Source organism: Pseudomonas sp. 382, from assembly GCF_002759075.1.
In the GTDB taxonomy this organism is placed as follows: Bacteria; Pseudomonadota; Gammaproteobacteria; order Pseudomonadales; family Pseudomonadaceae; genus Aquipseudomonas; species Aquipseudomonas vlassakiae.
Genome location: NZ_PEMX01000014.1, coordinates 37,475 through 54,930, shown reverse-complemented (window position 1 = coordinate 54,930; position 17,456 = coordinate 37,475). Strand labels below are relative to the sequence as shown.

The window sequence follows — 17,456 nt, the reverse complement described above, 5'->3', positions numbered from 1 at the left end:
ACCGCTTGTAGATGAGGGCTTTCGAATCAGCCCTCGATCTCGATCAGGATCTCGCCCGGTGTCACGCGATCGCCCTTGGCCACGTGGATGGCCACAACCTTGCCGGCGATGGCCGCCTGCACTTCGGTCTCCATCTTCATCGCTTCGGTGATCAGCACGGCCTGGCCGGCCTTGACCACGTCGCCTTCCTTGACCAGCACATCGACGATGTTGCCCGGCATGGTGGTGCTGACGTGGCCAGGTGCACTGGCCTGCTTGCGCTTGCTGCTGCCACCGCCGACAAACTCGTTGAGGGGTTCGAACACCACTTCTTCCGGCATGCCGTCGATCGACAGGTAGAAGTGACGCTTGCCTTCTGCCTTGACGCCCACGCCAGTGATGTCGACGCGGTAGGTTTCACCGTGGACGTCGATGACGAACTCGGTCGGCACCCCTTCACCGCCATGGGACGCCACGGCACCGGCCTCAGGAATCGGCAGCAGGGCTTCCGGGGTCAGGGTGCCGGCTTCACGTTCCTCGAGGAACTTGCGACCGATGTCCGGGAACATGGCGTAGGTCAGCACGTCTTCTTCGCACCGGGCCAAGGCACCGATATCGCTGCGCAGCTTGGCCATCTCTGGCTTGAGCAGGTCGGCCGGGCGCACGTCGATGATTTCTTCGTTACCGATGGCCTGACGGCGCAGTTGCTCGTTGATCACGCCCGGCGCCTTGCCATAACCGCCTTGCAGGTACAACTTCACCTCGTTGGTGATGGTCTTGTAGCGCTCACCGGCCAGCACGTTGAAGAATGCCTGGGTACCGACGATCTGCGAGGTCGGTGTCACCAGCGGTGGGAAGCCGAGGTCTTCACGCACCCGCGGGATCTCTGCCAGCACTTCGTTCATGCGGCTGAGCGCGCCCTGCTCCTTGAGCTGGTTGGCCAGGTTGGAAATCATCCCGCCCGGCACCTGGTTGACCTGCACGCGGGTGTCCACGGCGGTGAACTCGCTCTCGAACTGGTGGTATTTCTTGCGCACCGCGTAGAAGTACAGGCCGATTTCCTGCAGCAGCTCCAGGTCCAGGCCGGTGTCGAACTCGCTGCCCTTGAGCGCGGCGACCATCGACTCGGTGCCGGGGTGGCTGGTGCCCCAGGCAAAGCTGGAGATCGCGGTATCGATGTGATCGGCACCGTTTTCCACGGCCTTGAGTTGGCACATGGCGGCCAGGCCGGCAGTGTCGTGGGAATGGATGAACACCGGCAGCGACTGCTCGGCCTTCAGCGCCCTGACCAGCTCACCGGTGGCGAACGGTGTCAGCAGGCCGGCCATGTCCTTGATCGCAACCGAGTCGCAACCCATGGCTTCCATCTGCTTGGCCTGGGCGACGAAGGCGTCGATGGTGTGCACGGGGCTGACGGTGTAGGCGATGGTGCCCTGCGCGTGCTTGCCGGCAGCCTTCACCGCTTCGATGGCCACGCGCAGGTTACGCACGTCGTTCATGGCGTCGAAGATGCGGAAAACATCGATGCCGTTGACCGCAGCCTTGGCGACGAAGGCCTTGACCACATCGTCGCTGTAGTGACGGTAGCCCAGCAGGTTCTGGCCGCGCAGGAGCATTTGCAGGCGAGTGTTGGGCAGGGCCGCACGCAGTTTGCGCAGGCGCTCCCACGGGTCTTCTTTGAGGAAGCGCACGCAGGCGTCGAAGGTGGCGCCACCCCAGACTTCCAGCGACCAGTAGCCGACCTTGTCGAGCTTGTCACAGATCGGCAGCATGTCTTCGGTACGCATACGGGTAGCCAGCAGAGACTGGTGGGCGTCGCGCAGGATCGTGTCGGTTACGTGAATTTTCTTGGACATTATGGGGATTCCTCACAGGCCTGCGTGGGCGGCGATGGCGGCGGCGATGGCCAGGGCCAGCTCTTCGGGTTTGCGCTTGATCGAGTAGTTGGTCAGTTCCGGGTGGCTTTCAACGAAGCTGGTATTGAACTGGCCGCTACGGAACTCCGGATTGCGCAGGATTTCCTGGTAGTACGCGGCGGTGGTCTTCACCCCTTGCACGCGCATGTCATCCAGGGCCCGCAGGCCGCGGTCCATGGCTTCTTCCCAGGTCAACGCCCAGACCACCAGCTTCAGGCACATGGAGTCGTAGAACGGCGGAATGGTGTAGCCGGTGTAGATCGCCGTGTCGGTGCGCACGCCCGGGCCGCCGGGGGCGTAGTAGCGGGTGATCTTGCCGAAGCTGGGCAGGAAGTTGTTCTTCGGGTCTTCGGCGTTGATGCGGAACTGCAACGCGTAGCCACGGTGCTGGATGTCTTCCTGTTTCACCGACAGCGGCAGGCCCGACGCGATGCGGATCTGTTCGCGGACGATGTCGATACCGGTGATTTCCTCGGTGATGGTGTGTTCCACCTGCACCCGGGTGTTCATCTCCATGAAGTACACCTCGCCATCGGCGAGCAGGAACTCCACGGTACCGGCGTTCTCGTAGTTCACCGCCTTGGCCGCACGCACCGCCAGGTCGCCGATGTAGGCGCGCTGCTCAGGGGTGAGCTGTGGGCTCGGGGCGATTTCGATGAGCTTCTGGTTGCGGCGCTGGATCGAGCAGTCGCGTTCGAACAGGTGCACGACGTTGCCGAAGCTGTCACCGAGGATCTGCGCCTCGATGTGCTTGGGGTTGACGATGCATTTCTCCAGAAACACTTCGGCCGAACCGAAGGCCTTGGTGGCTTCGGAAATCACCCGTGGGAAGTTCTGTTCCAGCTCTTCACGGCTGTTGCAGCGGCGGATACCACGGCCGCCACCGCCGGAAGTGGCCTTGAGCATCACCGGGTAACCGATACGGTCACCTTCGCTCAGGGCTTCATGAATATCGGCGACGTTGCCTTCGGTGCCGGGGGTAACCGGCACACCGGCCTGGATCATGGTGCGACGCGCTTCGGTCTTGTCGCCCATGCGGCGGATGACGTCGGCGGCCGGGCCGATGAACTTGATCCCGCGCTCGGCGCAGATCTCTGCCAGTTCGGCGTTTTCCGAGAGGAAACCATAACCCGGGTGCAGGGCATCACAGCCGGTTTCCACAGCAAGGTTGACCAGCTTGCGCGGGTTCAGGTAGCCGGCCAGTGGCTCGGCACCAATGCTGTAGGCCTCGTCGGCGCGCTTGACGTGCAAGGCGTGGCGATCGGCGTCGGAATAGATCGCGACAGAGCGAATGCCCATCTCGGCGCAGGCACGCACGATCCGAACTGCGATTTCACCCCGGTTGGCGATCAGGATTTTTTTTATCACTGGAGTCTTCCCAAAGCCGTAGGAACAGACGATCCGGTTGTACCGGTCGGCGCGTGACCAGAGGTTGCTGGCCAGTCGCACATTCACCCTAGCGCTGAAGGTCGATAAACAAAAATCAATATTTGTTAGGGGCTGTATTAGCAAAAGCTTATAGTTCGGTAACAAGGTATTGCCGAAGAGCTTATAAAAATGCGTAAGTCCTTGATGCGTATGACATTGCGCCAATTGCAGATCTTCAATGAGGTATGCGATTTGCGCTCCTACAGCCGCGCGGCGGAGGAGATGGCACTGACGCAACCCGCCGTTAGTCTACAGATCCGCCAGCTCGAAGAGCTGATCGGCCAGCCGCTGTTCGAGTACGTCGGCAAGAAGCTTTACCTGACCGAAGCCGCCGAGGCCCTGCAACGGGCCAGCCGCGACATTTTCGGGAGGCTGGAAAGCCTCGACATGCAGCTGTCTGACATGCAGGGCTCACTGCAGGGGCAGTTGAAACTGGCGATCGAGTCCAGTGCCAAGTACTTCGTGCCACACCTGTTCGCCGCCTTCAAGCAGCGTCACCCGGAGGTCAATCTCACCCTTACGGTGGTCAACCGTGCCCAGGCGATCCGACGCCTTTCCGACAACCGCGACGACCTGATCATCATGTCGATGGTGCCGCAGGACATGGGGTTGGAGTTTCTGCCGTTTCTGAATAACCCGATCATTGCCGTGGCCCCGCCTGAACACCCGCTGTGCAAGCTCGCACAACTGCGCTTGCAAGACCTGGAGCCTCATACTCTGCTGGTCCGCGAACAGGGTTCGGGGACCCGCAAGGCTTGCGAAGAGTACTTCAAGGACAAGCGCGTGCACTTCACCCAGACCCTGGAAGTCGCGTCAGCCGATGCCCAGCGCGAATGCGTGATCGCCGGCCTGGGAATTGCCCTGTTGACCCGCCATGCCGTAAACCTGGAGCTGGCCACGGGGGTACTCAGGGAGCTGCCGGTTGAGGAGTTGCCGCTGTACCGCAGCTGGTGTGTGGTGCAGGCCAAGGCCAAGCGACAGTCGCCGGTGGCCTTGGCGTTTCTGGCGTTCATCCGTAGCGAACGTGCACTGATCAGCGCACTGGTTGAGCGCTTTTCGGGAAAGTTGCCGCCGATGCCTGCCACACCGTGAGCGCTTGCAGCTCGGGGTAGTCGGCGAGATCGCGAAGGAGTTGACGTTGGTCGCAATAACTTTCGATTGCGCGGCGGTATTCCATGCGGCGCTGATCTTTTTCCTGCTGCTTGCGAGCCTTGGCGCTGGGTTGGTAGGTACCGTCGAAGTCACGAGCCATTGCCTGTCTCCCAGATAGGATGCGGGAGTTTCAGACTGACCTTGAGGGTTTACGGTTTGGCTGTGGAATGGTGACAAAACCGTGAAATCTGCTTTGCCCGTACAGGAAAAACACGATCAGTCGTCGGTAGCCTTGATCGACTTGGGCGACAACCGCAGGCTGCGCAAGCTGCGCTTCACGCTCTTGAGGTGATTGACCAGGCTTGGCCCCCGGGCCATCGCCACGCCCATGGCCAGCACGTCGATCACCACCAGGTGAGCGATACGCGAGGTCAGCGGGGTGTAGATTTCGGTATCTTCATGAACATCGATCGCCAGGTTGACCGTCGACAGCTCCGCCAGGGGCGTAGCGCTTGGGCACAACGTGATCAGGTTGGCACCACTTTCACGCACCAGATTGGCGGTGATCAGCAGGTCCTTGGAACGCCCCGACTGGGAAATGCACACCGCTACGTCACCCGGTTTCAACGTCACCGCCGACATGGCCTGCATGTGCGGGTCGGAGTAGGCCGCAGCGCTGAGCAGCAGGCGGAAGAACTTGTGCTGGGCGTCGGCGGCTACTGCGCCGGACGCACCAAAGCCATAGAACTCCACGCGTTGCGCCTGAGCCATGGCACTCACCGCCTGCTGCAAGGCCTGTGGGTCCAGGTGCTCTCGGACTTCCATCAGCGTGTGCAGGGTGGTGTCGAAGATCTTCAGGCTGTAATCGGCAACCGAGTCGTCTTCATGAATCGCGAACTGGCCAAAACTGGCGCCCGCCGCCAGGCTCTGGGCCAGCTTGAGCTTGAGATCCTGGAAGCCAGAACAACCGATCGCCCGGCAGAAGCGCACAATGGTCGGCTCACTGATACCCACGCTGTGCGCCAGGTCGGCCATGGAACTGTGCATCACGGCAGCCGGGTCGAGCAGCACGTGGTCGGCCACTTTGAGTTCCGATTTGCGCAGCAAGTGGCGCGATTGGGCGATATGTTGCAACAGATTCACGGGCTGGACTCGGTTATGATCGGCTGGCCGGGATGTAGCTTTCTTGTAGTTATACTACATGGAGGCCAACCCGCCCAGTTAAACGAACGTGGAGAGTGGTGGTTTGACTATTCCTTGCGACATTCTGGTGTTCGGTGGCACCGGTGACCTGGCCCTGCACAAACTGCTGCCGGCGCTGTATCACCTGTATCGCGAGGCACGCCTGAACAACGCGGTGCGCATCATCGCCCTCGCCCGCCGCCACATAACCCGTAATGACTACCTCAAGCTCGCCGAACGCCACTGCCGGGCGCAGATCGCCCGCCACGATTTCGACGAGGACGTGTGGCAACGCTTCTCCGCCCGCCTCGACTACTTCCCCATGGATGCGGCGCAAAGTGCTGATTTCGGCCGCCTGGCCCGTTACCTCGGCGAGCCTGGAGGGCTGACCCGCATCTACTACCTGGCCACTGCACCCAACCTGTTCGTACCCATCGCCAACCACCTGCGGATTGCCGGGCTGGCCGACAGCGAAGCGCGCATCGTGCTGGAGAAACCGATCGGCCACTCACTGGCATCGGCCAACACCATCAACGAAGCAATCGGCGCGGTATTCGATGAATCGCAGGTGTTTCGCATCGACCACTACCTGGGCAAGGAAACCGTGCAGAACCTGATGGCCCTGCGCTTCGCCAATGCCTTGCTGGAGCCGGTATGGCGCAACGGCCAGGTCGACCATGTGCAGATCAGTGTCTGCGAAACCCTCGGTGTGGAAAACCGCGGCGGTTACTACGACCGCGCCGGGGCGACCCGCGACATGCTGCAGAATCACCTGCTGCAGCTGCTGTGCCTGGTGTCCATGGAGCCGCCCGCGCAGTTCGAGGCCGAAGCCGTACGCGACGAGAAAGTGAAGATCCTGCGTGCCCTCAAGCCCATTACCGGCCAGGACGTGCAGGACAAGACCGTGCGCGGCCAGTACGGTGCCGGCCACATCGGCGGCCAGGAAGTGCCGGCCTACTACTTCGAGAAGGACGTCGACAACGACACCGACACCGAAACCTTCGTCGCCGTACACGCCCACATCGACAACTGGCGCTGGGCCGGCGTGCCCTTCTACCTGCGCACCGGCAAGCGCATGGCACGGCGCTCGTCGCAAATCGTCATCCAGTTCAAGCCGGTGCCCCACGAGCTGTTCACTGGCGGCCAGGTCAATCAGCTGCTGATCCAGCTGCAGCCGGAGGAGCGCATCAGCCTGCGGATGATGACCAAAAGCCCCGGCAAGGGCATGCGCCTGGAACCGGTCGACCTGGACCTGAACCTTGCCCAGGTATTTGGCCAGACGCGCCGTTGGGAGGCCTATGAACGTCTGCTGCTGGACATCCTGGAGGGCGATTCGACGCTGTTCATGCGCCGCGACGAAGTGGAGGCCGCCTGGGCCTGGATCGACCCGATCATCAAGGGTTGGGAAGAGCACTTCCAGGCACCCCGCCACTATGCCGCTGGCACCAACGGCCCGGAACAGGCCAACAGCCTGCTGGCCAGGCATGGCAGGCACTGGCATGACTGAAATGCTTCGCTCTTCAATGCAAGGAGACTCGTCCTGCACTGTGTCGGGCAGAAGGTGCATACCGCCCTTCTTCACACAGGAGCAGCAAAATGATCATCGAATGCAAAGATTGGCGAGCCCACCACGACAAGATGCTTCCAGCCGAGCTGCGCGTCAGTGGCACCATCACTGTGAGCCATCCCGGCATCGAACCTGTACTGGTCTTGCGCGCCAGCCAAAATACATCCACGACAGTGGCACTGGATCTTGAATTGCAAGATAAGGAAGGAAGCTTCCCGGTCATCTGCGACAAGGAAGTTCGCTTCGTTAAGCAACGAGCCTTCGAAACGATCACTCAAGTGGACATCTTCCAGGACGGAAAACTGATCGCATCCATCACCGATATCCTTGTTACCCATTGATCTGGCGATCCGTGCGGCCGCTGCTGGTCACGCATCAGCAGTTGCCGCGCTCAATGAGACCACGGTCGGGCAAGCATCTGCCTGAACTCAGGCGCCGGCATTGGCCTGCTGATCAGGTAGCCCTGGGCCTCATCACATGCCTGCTCACGCAGGAATGCCAATTGTTCCGCCGTTTCCACCCCTTCTGCCACCACCTTCAGGCCAAGGCTCCTGGACAGGGTGATGATCGCCTGGGTAATGGCCGCATCCTGGCTACCCTCATGCAACCCTCGGATGAAGGCCTGGTCGATCTTCACGTAGTCCACCGGCAGGCGCTTGAGGTAGCTGAGTGATGAATAGCCGGTGCCAAAATCGTCGATAGCCAGTTTCACCCCCAGTGCGTGCAGTTGCTCGAAGGTCAAAATGATGTGTTCGACGCTGTCCAGTAGCTGGCTTTCGGTAAGCTCCAGCTCCAGAAGATGCGGCGCCAGCCCGGTTTCTTCGAGCACCTGACGCACCAGGCTGACCAGCTTGCCTTGGCGCAGCTGGTAGACCGACAGGTTGACCGAAACCCGCACCTCCAGCCCTTCATGCAGCCATTCGCGCGCCTGCCTGCAGGCATGGCGGAGCACGAACTCACCGATAGGGGCGATCAGCCCGGTTTCTTCCGCCAGGCCAATGAATTCCCCTGGCGGCACCATGCCCCACTGTGGATGCTGCCAGCGCACCAGCGCCTCGGCGGCATGCAAACGCCCACTGAGCAGGCACAGCTTGGGCTGGTAGTAGACCATCAGTTGTTCTTCTTCGATGGCCTTGCGAAGCTGGTTCTCCAGCTGCAGGCGCTCGAGGCTGCTGGCGCGCAAGCTCTCGGTATAGAACTGGAAGTTGTCACCCCCCAGATGCTTGGCATGCTGCTTGGCCATGTCTGCCTGGCTGATCAGGGCATCGGCATCGAGTGTGGCGTCGGACAGCACACTGATGCCCACCGAAGCGCTGACCACGACCTCATGCCCATCGAGCCGTTGCGGCTTGCGCAGCTTGTTCAACAAGCGGGTGGTGACCCGCACCAGGCTCGACAGGTTGCTGTAACCATCGAACAGCACGGCAAACTCATCGCCGGAAAGCCGCGCCACGGTATCTGCCTCGGGAACGGAGCTGACAATGCGCCGGGCAATCTTGTGAATCAGCTGATCGGCCAGTTCATGGCCCAGGCTTTCATTGAGCAGCTTGAAACGGTCCAGATCGACATGCAGCAGGGCCAGGCTTCGGCCGTTGCTGCGCACCCGTTGCGCGGCTTCCTGCAAGCGCAGCCTGAACAGTGTGCGGTTGGCCAACCCGCTCAGTTCATCGTAGTGCGCCAGGTAGCGCAGGCGCTCCTCGGATGCCCGACGGGCCGACAGGTCGGTGAAGAAGCCGACCACCTGGCTCAAGTGGCCTTGAGGGTCGCGCACAGCCGTCAACTGCAACCTTTGCGGGTGTAACTCGCCGTGCTTACGGGCCTCTACCAGCTCACCCTGCCAGCCGCCTTGCTGCGCCAGCGCCGACTCAATGGCCTGGCTGTGCCGGCGCGCATCGCTGTGGCATGGCAGGTCGAACAGCTCGCGCGCCAGTAGCTCGGAGCGGTTGTAGCCGGTCATCTGGCAGTAAGCCTGATTCACCGCCAACACGACGAAATCGGCACTGAGAATCGCCACGCCCTCGTTGCAAGCTTCAAACACCGTGGCAGCAAGGCGCTGCTGCTCTTCGAGCACCTTCTGCGCCGAGATCCGTTGCAGGTCCTGGTTCAACGCCTGATTCTGGAACCGCCGCAGGAGGCTGCGGTCGAGCAGGCGGTTGACCTGCCAGGCTACCACCAGCAACGCCGCCAGCAGGATCAGCCCGAGCCAGCCCCAACCACGCTGCGGTCCGGCGCCGAAACAGAACAGGAACAGGATGGGCGGTACCAGGCAGGGCAAGGCAAAGCTGAGAAAGGCCGGCAAGCTCACTGCATAGGCAATGCTCGCACTCAAGGTCGCCATCCCCAGCAGCCCGAACACCCAGGCCTGCTGCACGAAGTTGTCGTTCGGCACCAGCGCAATCGCGGCACAGGCCAAGGTCAAGCCACTGAACGCCGAGCCGAGCAAGAACATGCGGCGCCAGCCGGGGTTGGCCTGGCGCTGCGCCGTGGCTGCATCGAACGCCGCAACCTGGATCACTCGAAGGGCCACCAGCGCCAGCAGCCATACCAGCCAGACGCCCACCAGCAGATAACGTCCAGGGCTCCACACCAGCCAGGCGCACAGCAAACCGGTAAGCAGCATGAACACTGTGGGCAGTAGTGAGCCTTGATACAGCAGGCGAGTTCGCTCAACGGACAGCTGAGTGGCGAACTGCCTGCGCACGTTCCTTGTCATCTCCAGCGATACTCCAATCGCCGTGCAGTCCTGAGTCATAGCGCGGATTCTTGTACTGTTCTTATTATGGTTGGCGTTGAACGAGCTGCGATCTTACACAAACCGCTGATTTGGCCAAACTGCTCCGTGGCTTCTTTCGCCAGGTCGTACCGGGCAAGCACTGGCCTGGCTGAAAGTAGTGGATGCACAACCCGATGAGCGACAGGGCGGGAGGTGAATATTTATACAGTAGACGTTTGCCCCTTTACCGGCCTGCCCCTAGAATGGCCGGATGCACACAGATGACCTCTCCCTCCTGCTGAATTCCCTCAACGATGCCCAGCGCCAGGCCGTCGCCGCCACGCTTGGGCGTCAGCTGGTGCTTGCTGGCGCCGGTTCCGGTAAAACCCGCGTGCTGGTGCACCGCATCGCCTGGCTGATCCAGGTCGAGCAGGCCTCGCCGCACTCGATCCTGTCGGTGACCTTCACCAACAAGGCTGCCGCCGAAATGCGCCAGCGGATCGAGCAGTTGCTGGGTATCAACCCGGCCGGCATGTGGGTGGGTACCTTCCACGGCCTGGCGCACCGCTTGCTGCGGGCGCACTGGCAGGAAGCGCGCCTGGTGCAGAACTTCCAGATCCTCGACAGCGATGACCAGCAGCGGCTGATCAAGCGCGTCATGCGCGAACTCGGCCTGGACGAGCAGAAATGGCCGGCGCGCCAGGCCCAGTGGTTCATCAATGGGCAGAAGGACGAGGGCCTGCGCCCACACCATATCCAGGCCAGCGGCGACCTGTTCCTGCAGACCATGCGGGATGTATACAGTGCCTACGAGCAGGCCTGTGAGCGCGCCGGGGTCATCGACTTCTCCGAATTGCTGCTGCGCGCCCTCGACCTGTGGCGCGACCACCCAGGCTTGCTGGAACACTACCAACGGCGCTTCCGCCACCTGCTGGTGGACGAATTCCAGGACACCAACGCCGTGCAGTACGCCTGGCTGCGCCTGCTGGCGGGCAAGAACGGTGGCAGCCTGATGGCGGTGGGCGACGACGACCAGTCGATCTATGGCTGGCGCGGCGCCAAGATCGAGAACATTCACCAGTACACGGCCGACTTCCCTGACGCCGAGATGATTCGTCTGGAGCAGAACTACCGCTCCACCGGCGGCATCCTCAAGGCTGCCAACGCGCTGATTGCCAACAACAGCGGGCGCCTGGGCAAGGAGCTGTGGACCGACATGGGCGAAGGCGAGCCGCTGACGCTCTACGCCGCCTATAACGAACACGATGAAGCGCGCTATGTGGTCGAGACCATCGAGAGCCTGATCAAGCAAGGCAGCGCGCGCAGCGATATCGCCATCCTGTATCGCTCCAACGCCCAGTCGCGGGTGCTGGAAGAAGCCCTGCTGCGCGAACGCATTCCCTACCGCATCTACGGTGGCCAGCGCTTCTTCGAACGTGCCGAAATCAAGAATGCGATGGCATACCTGCGCCTGATCGAAGGCCGCGGCAACGATGCGGCACTGGAGCGGGTGATCAACGTGCCGCCCCGTGGCATTGGCGAGAAAACCGTCGAAGCCATTCGCGAACATGCCCGCCACAGCCAGCTGTCCATGTGGGAAGCCATGTGCCAGCTGCTGGCCGGCAAGGCGTTGAAAGGCCGCGCCGCCTCTGCCCTGGGAGCCTTTATCGAGTTGATCGAAGGCCTGGCCAGCAAGGTCGCGGACATGCCGCTGCACACCATGACCCAGACAGCCATCGAGCAGTCTGGCCTGATCATCTATCACCAGGAAGAAAAGGGTGAAAAGGGCCAGGCACGGGTAGAAAACCTTGAAGAACTGGTCAGCGCCGCGCGCAACTTCGAAACCAGCGAAGACGACGCCGACCTGTCGCCGCTGTCGGCCTTCCTTGGCCATGCCTCACTGGAGGCTGGCGATGCCCAGGCGGACGAGCACGAAGACAGCATCCAGTTGATGACGCTGCATAGCGCCAAGGGCCTGGAGTTCCCCTACGTATTCCTGGTGGGCATGGAAGAAGGCCTGTTCCCTCACAAGATGAGCCTCGAAGAACCCGGCCGCCTGGAAGAGGAACGCCGCCTGGCCTACGTGGGCATCACCCGCGCCATGCGCCAGCTGATCATGACCTATGCCGAGACTCGCCGTCTTTATGGCAGCGAGACCTACAACAAGGTGTCTCGTTTCGTACGCGAGATTCCGAGCGGCCTTGTTCAGGAAGTACGCTTGTCCAACAGCGTCAGCAGGCCGTTCGGCGGCTCGACGAGCACCAGCAGCAACCTGTTTGCCAATGCGGCCATTCCACAGACCGCCTTCAGCCTGGGCCAGCGAGTGCAGCACGCGGTGTTTGGCGAAGGGGTGATCCTCAATTTCGAGGGGTCCGGTGCCCAGGCGCGAGTGCAGGTAAACTTTGCCGAAGGCAGCAAATGGCTCATGCTGGGGTACGCCAAGCTCGAGGCCATCTAAACGCCTCGTAACACTCCAGGCAAAAGCTGGAAACATCTTGTCGCTGGTCATGTGCACAGGAACCTGTGCACCATGACGCGCGTGCAATCCACAACAGGGGAAATCCCATTTATGCAACGTTTTCTTAGCATCGTACTGGCGCTTTGCGTCGGCCTGACGCTGAGCCTGGACGCCAACGCCAAGCGTTTTGGCGGCGGCAAGAGCTCGGGCGCCGCACCTATCCACCAGACCCGCCAGGCTACGCCAACCACGCCTGCTGCCGCGCCGACCGCTCCAGGCCGCGCCCCGGCCGCCGCCAGCGGTGCTTCGCGCTGGCTGGGCCCACTGGCCGGCCTCGCCGCTGGTGGCCTGTTGGCTTCCATGTTCATGGGTGACGGCTTCCAGGGCCTGCAGATCATGGACTTCCTGATCATGGGTCTGATCGCCTTCCTGGTGTTCCGCTTCATTGCCGCACGCCGTCGCCAGCAGCAGCCGCACATGGCCGCTCCGGGCCATGCGCCGTTCCAGCGTGAAGCCCATGGTCAGCAGCCAGCCCAACCGTCGATCTTCGGTGGCTCGGCCGCCCCCGCCGCCGCAGCCGCTCCGGTGATCAACGCACCGGCCTGGTTCAACGAGCAGAGCTTCCTGGCCGCAGCCCGCAGCCACTTCCAGTCGCTGCAGCAGCACTGGGATGCCAACGAGATGGACAAGATCGCCGAGTTCGTCACCCCGCAGATGCTTGAATTCCTCAAGCGCGAGCGCGCCGACCTGGGCGATGGCTTCCAGTCCACCTACATCGATGACCTCGATGTGCAGTTGGACGGTGTCGATGATCGCGCCGACCGCACCGACGCCACACTGACCTTCCGTGGCGTGTCGAAGACCTCGCGCTTCGACCAGGGCGAAGCCTTCAACGAAAGCTGGCACATGGTTCGCGCCCATGGCGAGAACCAGCCTTGGCTGGTCGCCGGTATCCGTCAAAACGGTTAACCGCCGCACGTTGCACAAAAAACCCCGGGCCTGCCTCGGGGTTTTTGCTTTTGCCAGAGCAGACTACTAGGGTATAACGCGCAGCGTTGTCATCAAGGTCAGAGGATGTAAACCGTGGAAGAAGTGATCGAACAACTCCGTGAAGCCAATGAACCCGTGCCGGTGCCGCTGGAGCTTCCCGACGAAGACCAACTGGTCGAGATCGAGGAGCAGCTGTTCATCAACATTCCGTTTGTGTTCAAGGAATTTTTGCTGACGGTCAGCGATGTCGTGTACGGCTCGCTGGAGCCGGTAACTTGTACCGACCCGCATTCGCACACCTACCTGCCTGACGTCGCTGCCAATGCCTGGGATGCCGGTGTGCCGCGTGACCTGATCCCGCTGTGCCAGGATGGCGAAAATTACTACTGCGTCGAGGAAGATGGCACCGTGGTGCTGTGGGATGGCGCCGAAGAAGCCGTTGCCGAGGAGAGCTGGGAATCGGTGTGGCACTGGGCACGGGATGTATGGCTGGAGAGCTGACATCGCCAGCTGTAACGATCCTTCAGAAGTGGCCTCGCTGCTTCGATTCGACGCTGAACGCCAGGGCCGCTTTGCGGCCCGTTTGCGACACATGGGCGCTCCTGCCCAGGCATGCCCTCAATGCGAATGATCGCGGCTGTTCTCCAACGTCTCCAGCAAGGCGATCTGCATCCGCGAATGCACGCGGATGAACCAGCGCCACAACAACGACACCACCACAGCCGCTACCACGGCAATTACCAGCAACAGCTCGCTGGTCGGCAGAATGCTCGCCGACAACGCCGACAGCAGCAGGAAGATCACCAGCAGCGACAGCAGCGGAATCACCTCGGCAACCACACGACGCACGCGCTGGGTGTGCCGCCCGGCCATTTCCGGTTTCACCCCCATCTCTGCCAACAGCATCGACAATGCCTTGAGCTTGCGATACGCAGCAATCAGGAACGGCAGCGACAGCAGTAACGCCGCACCCCAGATCAACGCCTTCTGTTGGCTGACATCCGTGACCCATTCGTTCAACCAATTGCCGATGTGCCCGGCGAAATAACCACCGCTGAAGAAGATCGCTATCACCAGCGCCAGGTTGACGCCCACCTGCAGCAGGATGCGCCGGATCATCGCCGCCAGCATGGCGCTTTCGCCTTGCGGCTGAATGTTGCGCAACCATTCCCCATACAGTGACAGGACCCGCGCCAGGCGCCTTGGCACGACTTTGCCAAGCTTCAGTGACAGCGGGTCGGCGGCGCGGATCAGGTAAGGCGTCAGCAACGTGGTGATGGCAGAAACCGCCACGGCCACCGGGTAAAGGAAATCGCTGGTGACCTGCAGGGTCATCCCCAGAGCCGCGATGATGAACGAGAATTCGCCAATCTGCGAAAGGCCCATGCCCACCCGTAGCGAAGTACGGCCATCGTTACCGGCGATGAATGCGCCCATACCGCAAGACAGCATCTTACCCAGTACCACCGCAAGGGTGATCACCACGATCGGCCAGGCATAGTCGACCAGCACCTGGGGGTCGATCATCAGGCCGATGGCGACAAAGAAAATTGCGCTGAACAGGTCGCGCACGGGCTCGATCAGACGTTCGATCTTGAGCAACTGGCGTGACTCGGCCATGATCGCACCGATCAGGAAGGCCCCCAGCACCATGCTGTATTCCAGCTTGACCACCAGCAGGCAGAACCCGAAGCACAGGCCAAGCACTGTGATCAGCAACATCTCGTTGCTTTCGAATTTCGCCACGTAGGCCAGTAGTCGCGGCACCAGAAGGATGCCGATGACCAGTGCGACGATCATGAACAACGACAGCTTGCCCACCGTCGAGAACACCTCGCCCGAGCTGACTGTGCCACTGACGGCAATGCCGGACAGCAAGGCGATGATGCCGATACCGAGGATGTCCTCGACGATCAGCACGCCAAATATCAGCTGGGCGAAACGCTCGTTCTTCATCTTCAGGTCGTTGAGGGCCTTGACGATGATGGTGGTCGAGGAAATTGCCAGGATCGCGCCCAGGAACAGCGAGTCCATGGTATTCCAGCCGAACCAGCGGCCGATCTCGAAACCGATCCAGATCATCAGGACGATTTCCAGGAATGCCGCGATAAAGGCCGTGGCGCCGACCTTGAAGAGCTTGCGCAGGCTGAACTCCAGGCCCAGGCAGAACATGAGGAAAATGACCCCCAGCTCGGCCAGGGTCTTGATCGTGTCTTCATCGTGGATCAGGCCGAACGGCGGTGTGTGCGGGCCGATGATGAAGCCGGCGACGATGTAGCCCAGCACCACGGGCTGCTTGAGCCGATGAAAGAGAATCGTCACCACACCGGCGACCAGCATGATAACTGCCAGGTCCTGGATGAAGCTGATGGCATGCATGGCACGATACTCCTTGTCGACTTTGCTGGATGCCTGGGCAGACCGCTCCTCTGCCAAGGCACAGCCGAGCGAGCAGCAAGTACATACTGTATTGAATGCAAGAACGCCCACGTTGCGTGGGCGTAGTCAGGTTAACATCGCACCCTGCCGCAAAAAGGCGGTGCAATATGTAGAAACAGATCGGCCGATCAGCCGCCTCTGATGACGTAATTGGCGTGACCATGGAGCGTCCGGCAACGTCCCGTAAATCAGGAAGGCAAACCTTCTAGAGGGGGAACCAGAAGTGTCAGCAGATACCCGCCCCGATTCAGCGCAACCTCACCGTGAGCACACTATGGAACCTGGAAACGCCCAGCTGAGCATGACCGTCCTGATGACCCCGGACATGGCCAACTTTTCTGGCAACGTACACGGCGGCACATTGCTCAAGTACCTCGACGAAGTGGCCTATGCCTGCGCCAGTCGCTATGCCGGCAGCTACGTGGTGACCCTGTCGGTCGACCAGGTGATCTTCCGCGAGCCGGTACACGTCGGCGAGCTGGTGACATTCCTCGCCTCGGTCAACTACACCGGCAACACCTCGATGGAAGTGGGGATCAAGGTGGTCACCGAGAACATCCGCGAGCGCTCGGTACGTCACTCCAACAGCTGCTTCTTCACCATGGTCGCGGTCGATGACAACCGTCGCCCGGTACCCGTGCCACCCCGCCAGCCGCACTCCAGCGAAGAGAAGCGCCGCTTCCTGCAGGGCCAGCAGCGCCGCCAGATCCGCCAGGAACTGGAAAAGCGCTATCAGGACTTGAAAACCGACTCGATCTAGATCGCCAGGCGCTGCGCCTCGAAGCGCACACGCGGATGGGCGATGCGATCCTGGGCCCGCACCAGCTGCAGTTCATAGCTGGCGCAGGCCTGGGTTTCCAGCAGCACCTCGTGCACGGCCGCAGCGGTGAACTCAAGGGCCTGCTGCCAGCTGTCGCCCAACAGCACGCGGGCCAGGAACAACCCTGAAGTCAGGTCGCCTACGCCAACCGGTTGCCGAGGGAATGCCAGCAGGGGGCGACGCAGGTGCCAGCTTGCTTCGCGGGTCACCAGCAACATCTCGAACATGTCTTCAGCCCGCCCCGGATACGACAGATGCTTGACCAGCAGCACTTGCGGGCCACGTTCGAGCAGGCTGCGCGCCATGCTCACACAGTCCTCGAGCGATTGCGCCCGACGGCCGCAGAAGCTGTCCAGTTCCAGCTGATTGGGGCACAGGATATCGGCCTTGGCCGCCGCTTCATCGAGCAGGAACTCGCTGACCTCCTGCGGAACGATACACCCCTTCTGCGCATGGCCCATGACTGGATCACACAGGTACAGCGCCTTCGGATTTACGGCCTTGATGCGATCGACGCCGGCCAGGATCGCCCGGCCCTGCTCGGCGCTGCCCAGATAGCCAGACAGCACGGCGTCGCAGTGGCCCAATTCGCCGATGTTGGCAATACCTTGCACCAACGCAGGAATTTGCGCAGGAGCGAGCACTTCGCCCGCCCACTGGCCATACTGAGTGTGATTGGAGAACTGTACGGTATTGAGGGGCCAGACATTGACCCCGATACGCTGCATGGGGAACACCGCAGCGCTGTTGCCGGCGTGGCCGAATACCACGTGGGACTGGATGGCGAGCAGGTGCGGGGTACGTTTCATGCGGGAGGATTCCAAAGCTGTTTCAAGGATTGTGCAGCGCGCAGTATGGACTCGATTGCCACC

14 protein-coding genes are annotated in these 17,456 nt (G+C 61.5%); 7 read left to right on the top strand and 7 right to left on the bottom strand.

Features of this window, described 5'->3' with window-relative positions; all coding sequences use genetic code 11:
- Positions 1-26: 26 nt before the first annotated feature.
- Both oadA and CQW31_RS17080 read right to left on the bottom strand, forming a co-directional pair.
- Positions 27-1,835 carry a sodium-extruding oxaloacetate decarboxylase subunit alpha gene (gene oadA, locus CQW31_RS17085; RefSeq protein ID WP_054884775.1) on the bottom strand — a complete coding sequence of 603 codons (1,809 nt, stop codon included), beginning with the start codon at positions 1,833-1,835 and terminating at the stop codon, positions 27-29.
- A gap of 12 nt (positions 1,836-1,847) precedes the next feature.
- Positions 1,848-3,263: an acetyl-CoA carboxylase biotin carboxylase subunit gene (locus CQW31_RS17080; RefSeq protein ID WP_054884776.1), complete on the bottom strand. Its 1,416-nt coding sequence runs from the start codon at positions 3,261-3,263 to the stop codon at positions 1,848-1,850.
- Positions 3,264-3,467: 204 nt separating this feature from the next.
- Between CQW31_RS17080 and CQW31_RS17075 the strand changes: the two genes are divergently transcribed.
- Entirely contained in the window at positions 3,468-4,415 is a 948-nt protein-coding gene (locus CQW31_RS17075; protein WP_178075575.1) for a LysR family transcriptional regulator, read from the top strand.
- Here CQW31_RS17075 and CQW31_RS17070 read toward each other — a convergent pair.
- Together CQW31_RS17070 and hexR are read right to left on the bottom strand one after the other, a co-directional pair.
- Positions 4,357-4,575: a PA3496 family putative envelope integrity protein gene (locus CQW31_RS17070; RefSeq protein ID WP_099814992.1), complete on the bottom strand. Its 219-nt coding sequence runs from the start codon at positions 4,573-4,575 to the stop codon at positions 4,357-4,359. The genes CQW31_RS17075 and CQW31_RS17070 overlap by 59 nt on opposite strands.
- A gap of 116 nt (positions 4,576-4,691) precedes the next feature.
- Positions 4,692-5,558 carry a transcriptional regulator HexR gene (gene hexR, locus CQW31_RS17065; RefSeq protein WP_027917078.1) on the bottom strand — a complete coding sequence of 289 codons (867 nt, stop codon included), beginning with the start codon at positions 5,556-5,558 and terminating at the stop codon, positions 4,692-4,694.
- Positions 5,559-5,661: 103 nt separating this feature from the next.
- On the opposite strand from hexR, the gene zwf reads away from it, so the two are divergent.
- Together zwf and CQW31_RS17055 are read left to right on the top strand one after the other, a co-directional pair.
- Positions 5,662-7,104, top strand: a complete 1,443-nt coding sequence (gene zwf / locus CQW31_RS17060; RefSeq protein WP_099814991.1) for a glucose-6-phosphate dehydrogenase — start codon at positions 5,662-5,664, stop codon at positions 7,102-7,104.
- Positions 7,105-7,193: 89 nt separating this feature from the next.
- Positions 7,194-7,505, top strand: coding sequence for a hypothetical protein (locus tag CQW31_RS17055; RefSeq protein WP_099814990.1), 312 nt, complete (start codon positions 7,194-7,196; stop codon positions 7,503-7,505).
- Positions 7,506-7,555: 50 nt separating this feature from the next.
- Here the strand turns inward: CQW31_RS17055 and CQW31_RS17050 are convergent, their stop codons facing one another.
- On the bottom strand, positions 7,556-9,916 hold the full coding sequence (locus CQW31_RS17050) for a bifunctional diguanylate cyclase/phosphodiesterase (protein ID WP_099814989.1): 2,361 nt from the start codon (positions 9,914-9,916) through the stop codon (positions 7,556-7,558).
- A 232-nt stretch (positions 9,917-10,148) separates the two neighbouring features.
- Between CQW31_RS17050 and uvrD the strand changes: the two genes are divergently transcribed.
- From uvrD to CQW31_RS17035, 3 genes are all read left to right on the top strand, one after another.
- A complete protein-coding gene (gene uvrD / locus CQW31_RS17045; protein ID WP_054884781.1) occupies positions 10,149-12,335 on the top strand; it encodes a DNA helicase II in 2,187 nt (728 codons plus the stop codon).
- Positions 12,336-12,446: 111 nt separating this feature from the next.
- A complete protein-coding gene (locus CQW31_RS17040) occupies positions 12,447-13,304 on the top strand; it encodes a Tim44 domain-containing protein (protein WP_099814988.1) in 858 nt (285 codons plus the stop codon).
- Between the two features lie 114 nt (positions 13,305-13,418).
- Positions 13,419-13,826: an SMI1/KNR4 family protein gene (locus tag CQW31_RS17035; RefSeq protein WP_099814987.1), complete on the top strand. Its 408-nt coding sequence runs from the start codon at positions 13,419-13,421 to the stop codon at positions 13,824-13,826.
- 117 nt (positions 13,827-13,943) lie between these two features.
- Here the strand turns inward: CQW31_RS17035 and CQW31_RS17030 are convergent, their stop codons facing one another.
- Complete coding sequence (locus CQW31_RS17030) at positions 13,944-15,704, bottom strand: cation:proton antiporter (protein WP_054884783.1); 1,761 nt, start codon at positions 15,702-15,704, stop codon at positions 13,944-13,946.
- A 334-nt stretch (positions 15,705-16,038) separates the two neighbouring features.
- Between CQW31_RS17030 and CQW31_RS17020 the strand changes: the two genes are divergently transcribed.
- A complete protein-coding gene (locus CQW31_RS17020) occupies positions 16,039-16,524 on the top strand; it encodes an acyl-CoA thioesterase (RefSeq protein WP_016394349.1) in 486 nt (161 codons plus the stop codon).
- On the opposite strand, the gene pdxY is transcribed toward CQW31_RS17020, so the two are convergent.
- On the bottom strand, positions 16,521-17,393 hold the full coding sequence (pdxY, locus tag CQW31_RS17015) for a pyridoxal kinase PdxY (RefSeq protein ID WP_099814985.1): 873 nt from the start codon (positions 17,391-17,393) through the stop codon (positions 16,521-16,523). The two genes, CQW31_RS17020 and pdxY, sit on opposite strands and share 4 nt — an antisense overlap.
- Positions 17,394-17,456 lie beyond the last annotated feature (63 nt).

Excerpts from the sequence above, each read along its gene's own strand:
- oadA (WP_054884775.1), bottom strand. The coding sequence starts at position 1,835 with ATGTCCAAGAAAATTCACGTAACCGACACGATCCTGCGCGACGCCCAC.
- CQW31_RS17075 (WP_178075575.1), top strand. The coding sequence starts at position 3,468 with ATGCGTATGACATTGCGCCAATTGCAGATCTTCAATGAGGTATGCGAT.
- CQW31_RS17070 (WP_099814992.1), bottom strand. The coding sequence starts at position 4,575 with ATGGCTCGTGACTTCGACGGTACCTACCAACCCAGCGCCAAGGCTCGC.
- CQW31_RS17055 (WP_099814990.1), top strand. The coding sequence starts at position 7,194 with ATGATCATCGAATGCAAAGATTGGCGAGCCCACCACGACAAGATGCTT.
- CQW31_RS17050 (WP_099814989.1), bottom strand. The coding sequence starts at position 9,916 with ATGACTCAGGACTGCACGGCGATTGGAGTATCGCTGGAGATGACAAGG.
- uvrD (WP_054884781.1), top strand. The coding sequence starts at position 10,149 with ATGCACACAGATGACCTCTCCCTCCTGCTGAATTCCCTCAACGATGCC.
- CQW31_RS17040 (WP_099814988.1), top strand. The coding sequence starts at position 12,447 with ATGCAACGTTTTCTTAGCATCGTACTGGCGCTTTGCGTCGGCCTGACG.
- CQW31_RS17030 (WP_054884783.1), bottom strand. The coding sequence starts at position 15,704 with ATGCATGCCATCAGCTTCATCCAGGACCTGGCAGTTATCATGCTGGTC.
- CQW31_RS17020 (WP_016394349.1), top strand. The coding sequence starts at position 16,039 with ATGGAACCTGGAAACGCCCAGCTGAGCATGACCGTCCTGATGACCCCG.
- pdxY (WP_099814985.1), bottom strand. The coding sequence starts at position 17,393 with ATGAAACGTACCCCGCACCTGCTCGCCATCCAGTCCCACGTGGTATTC.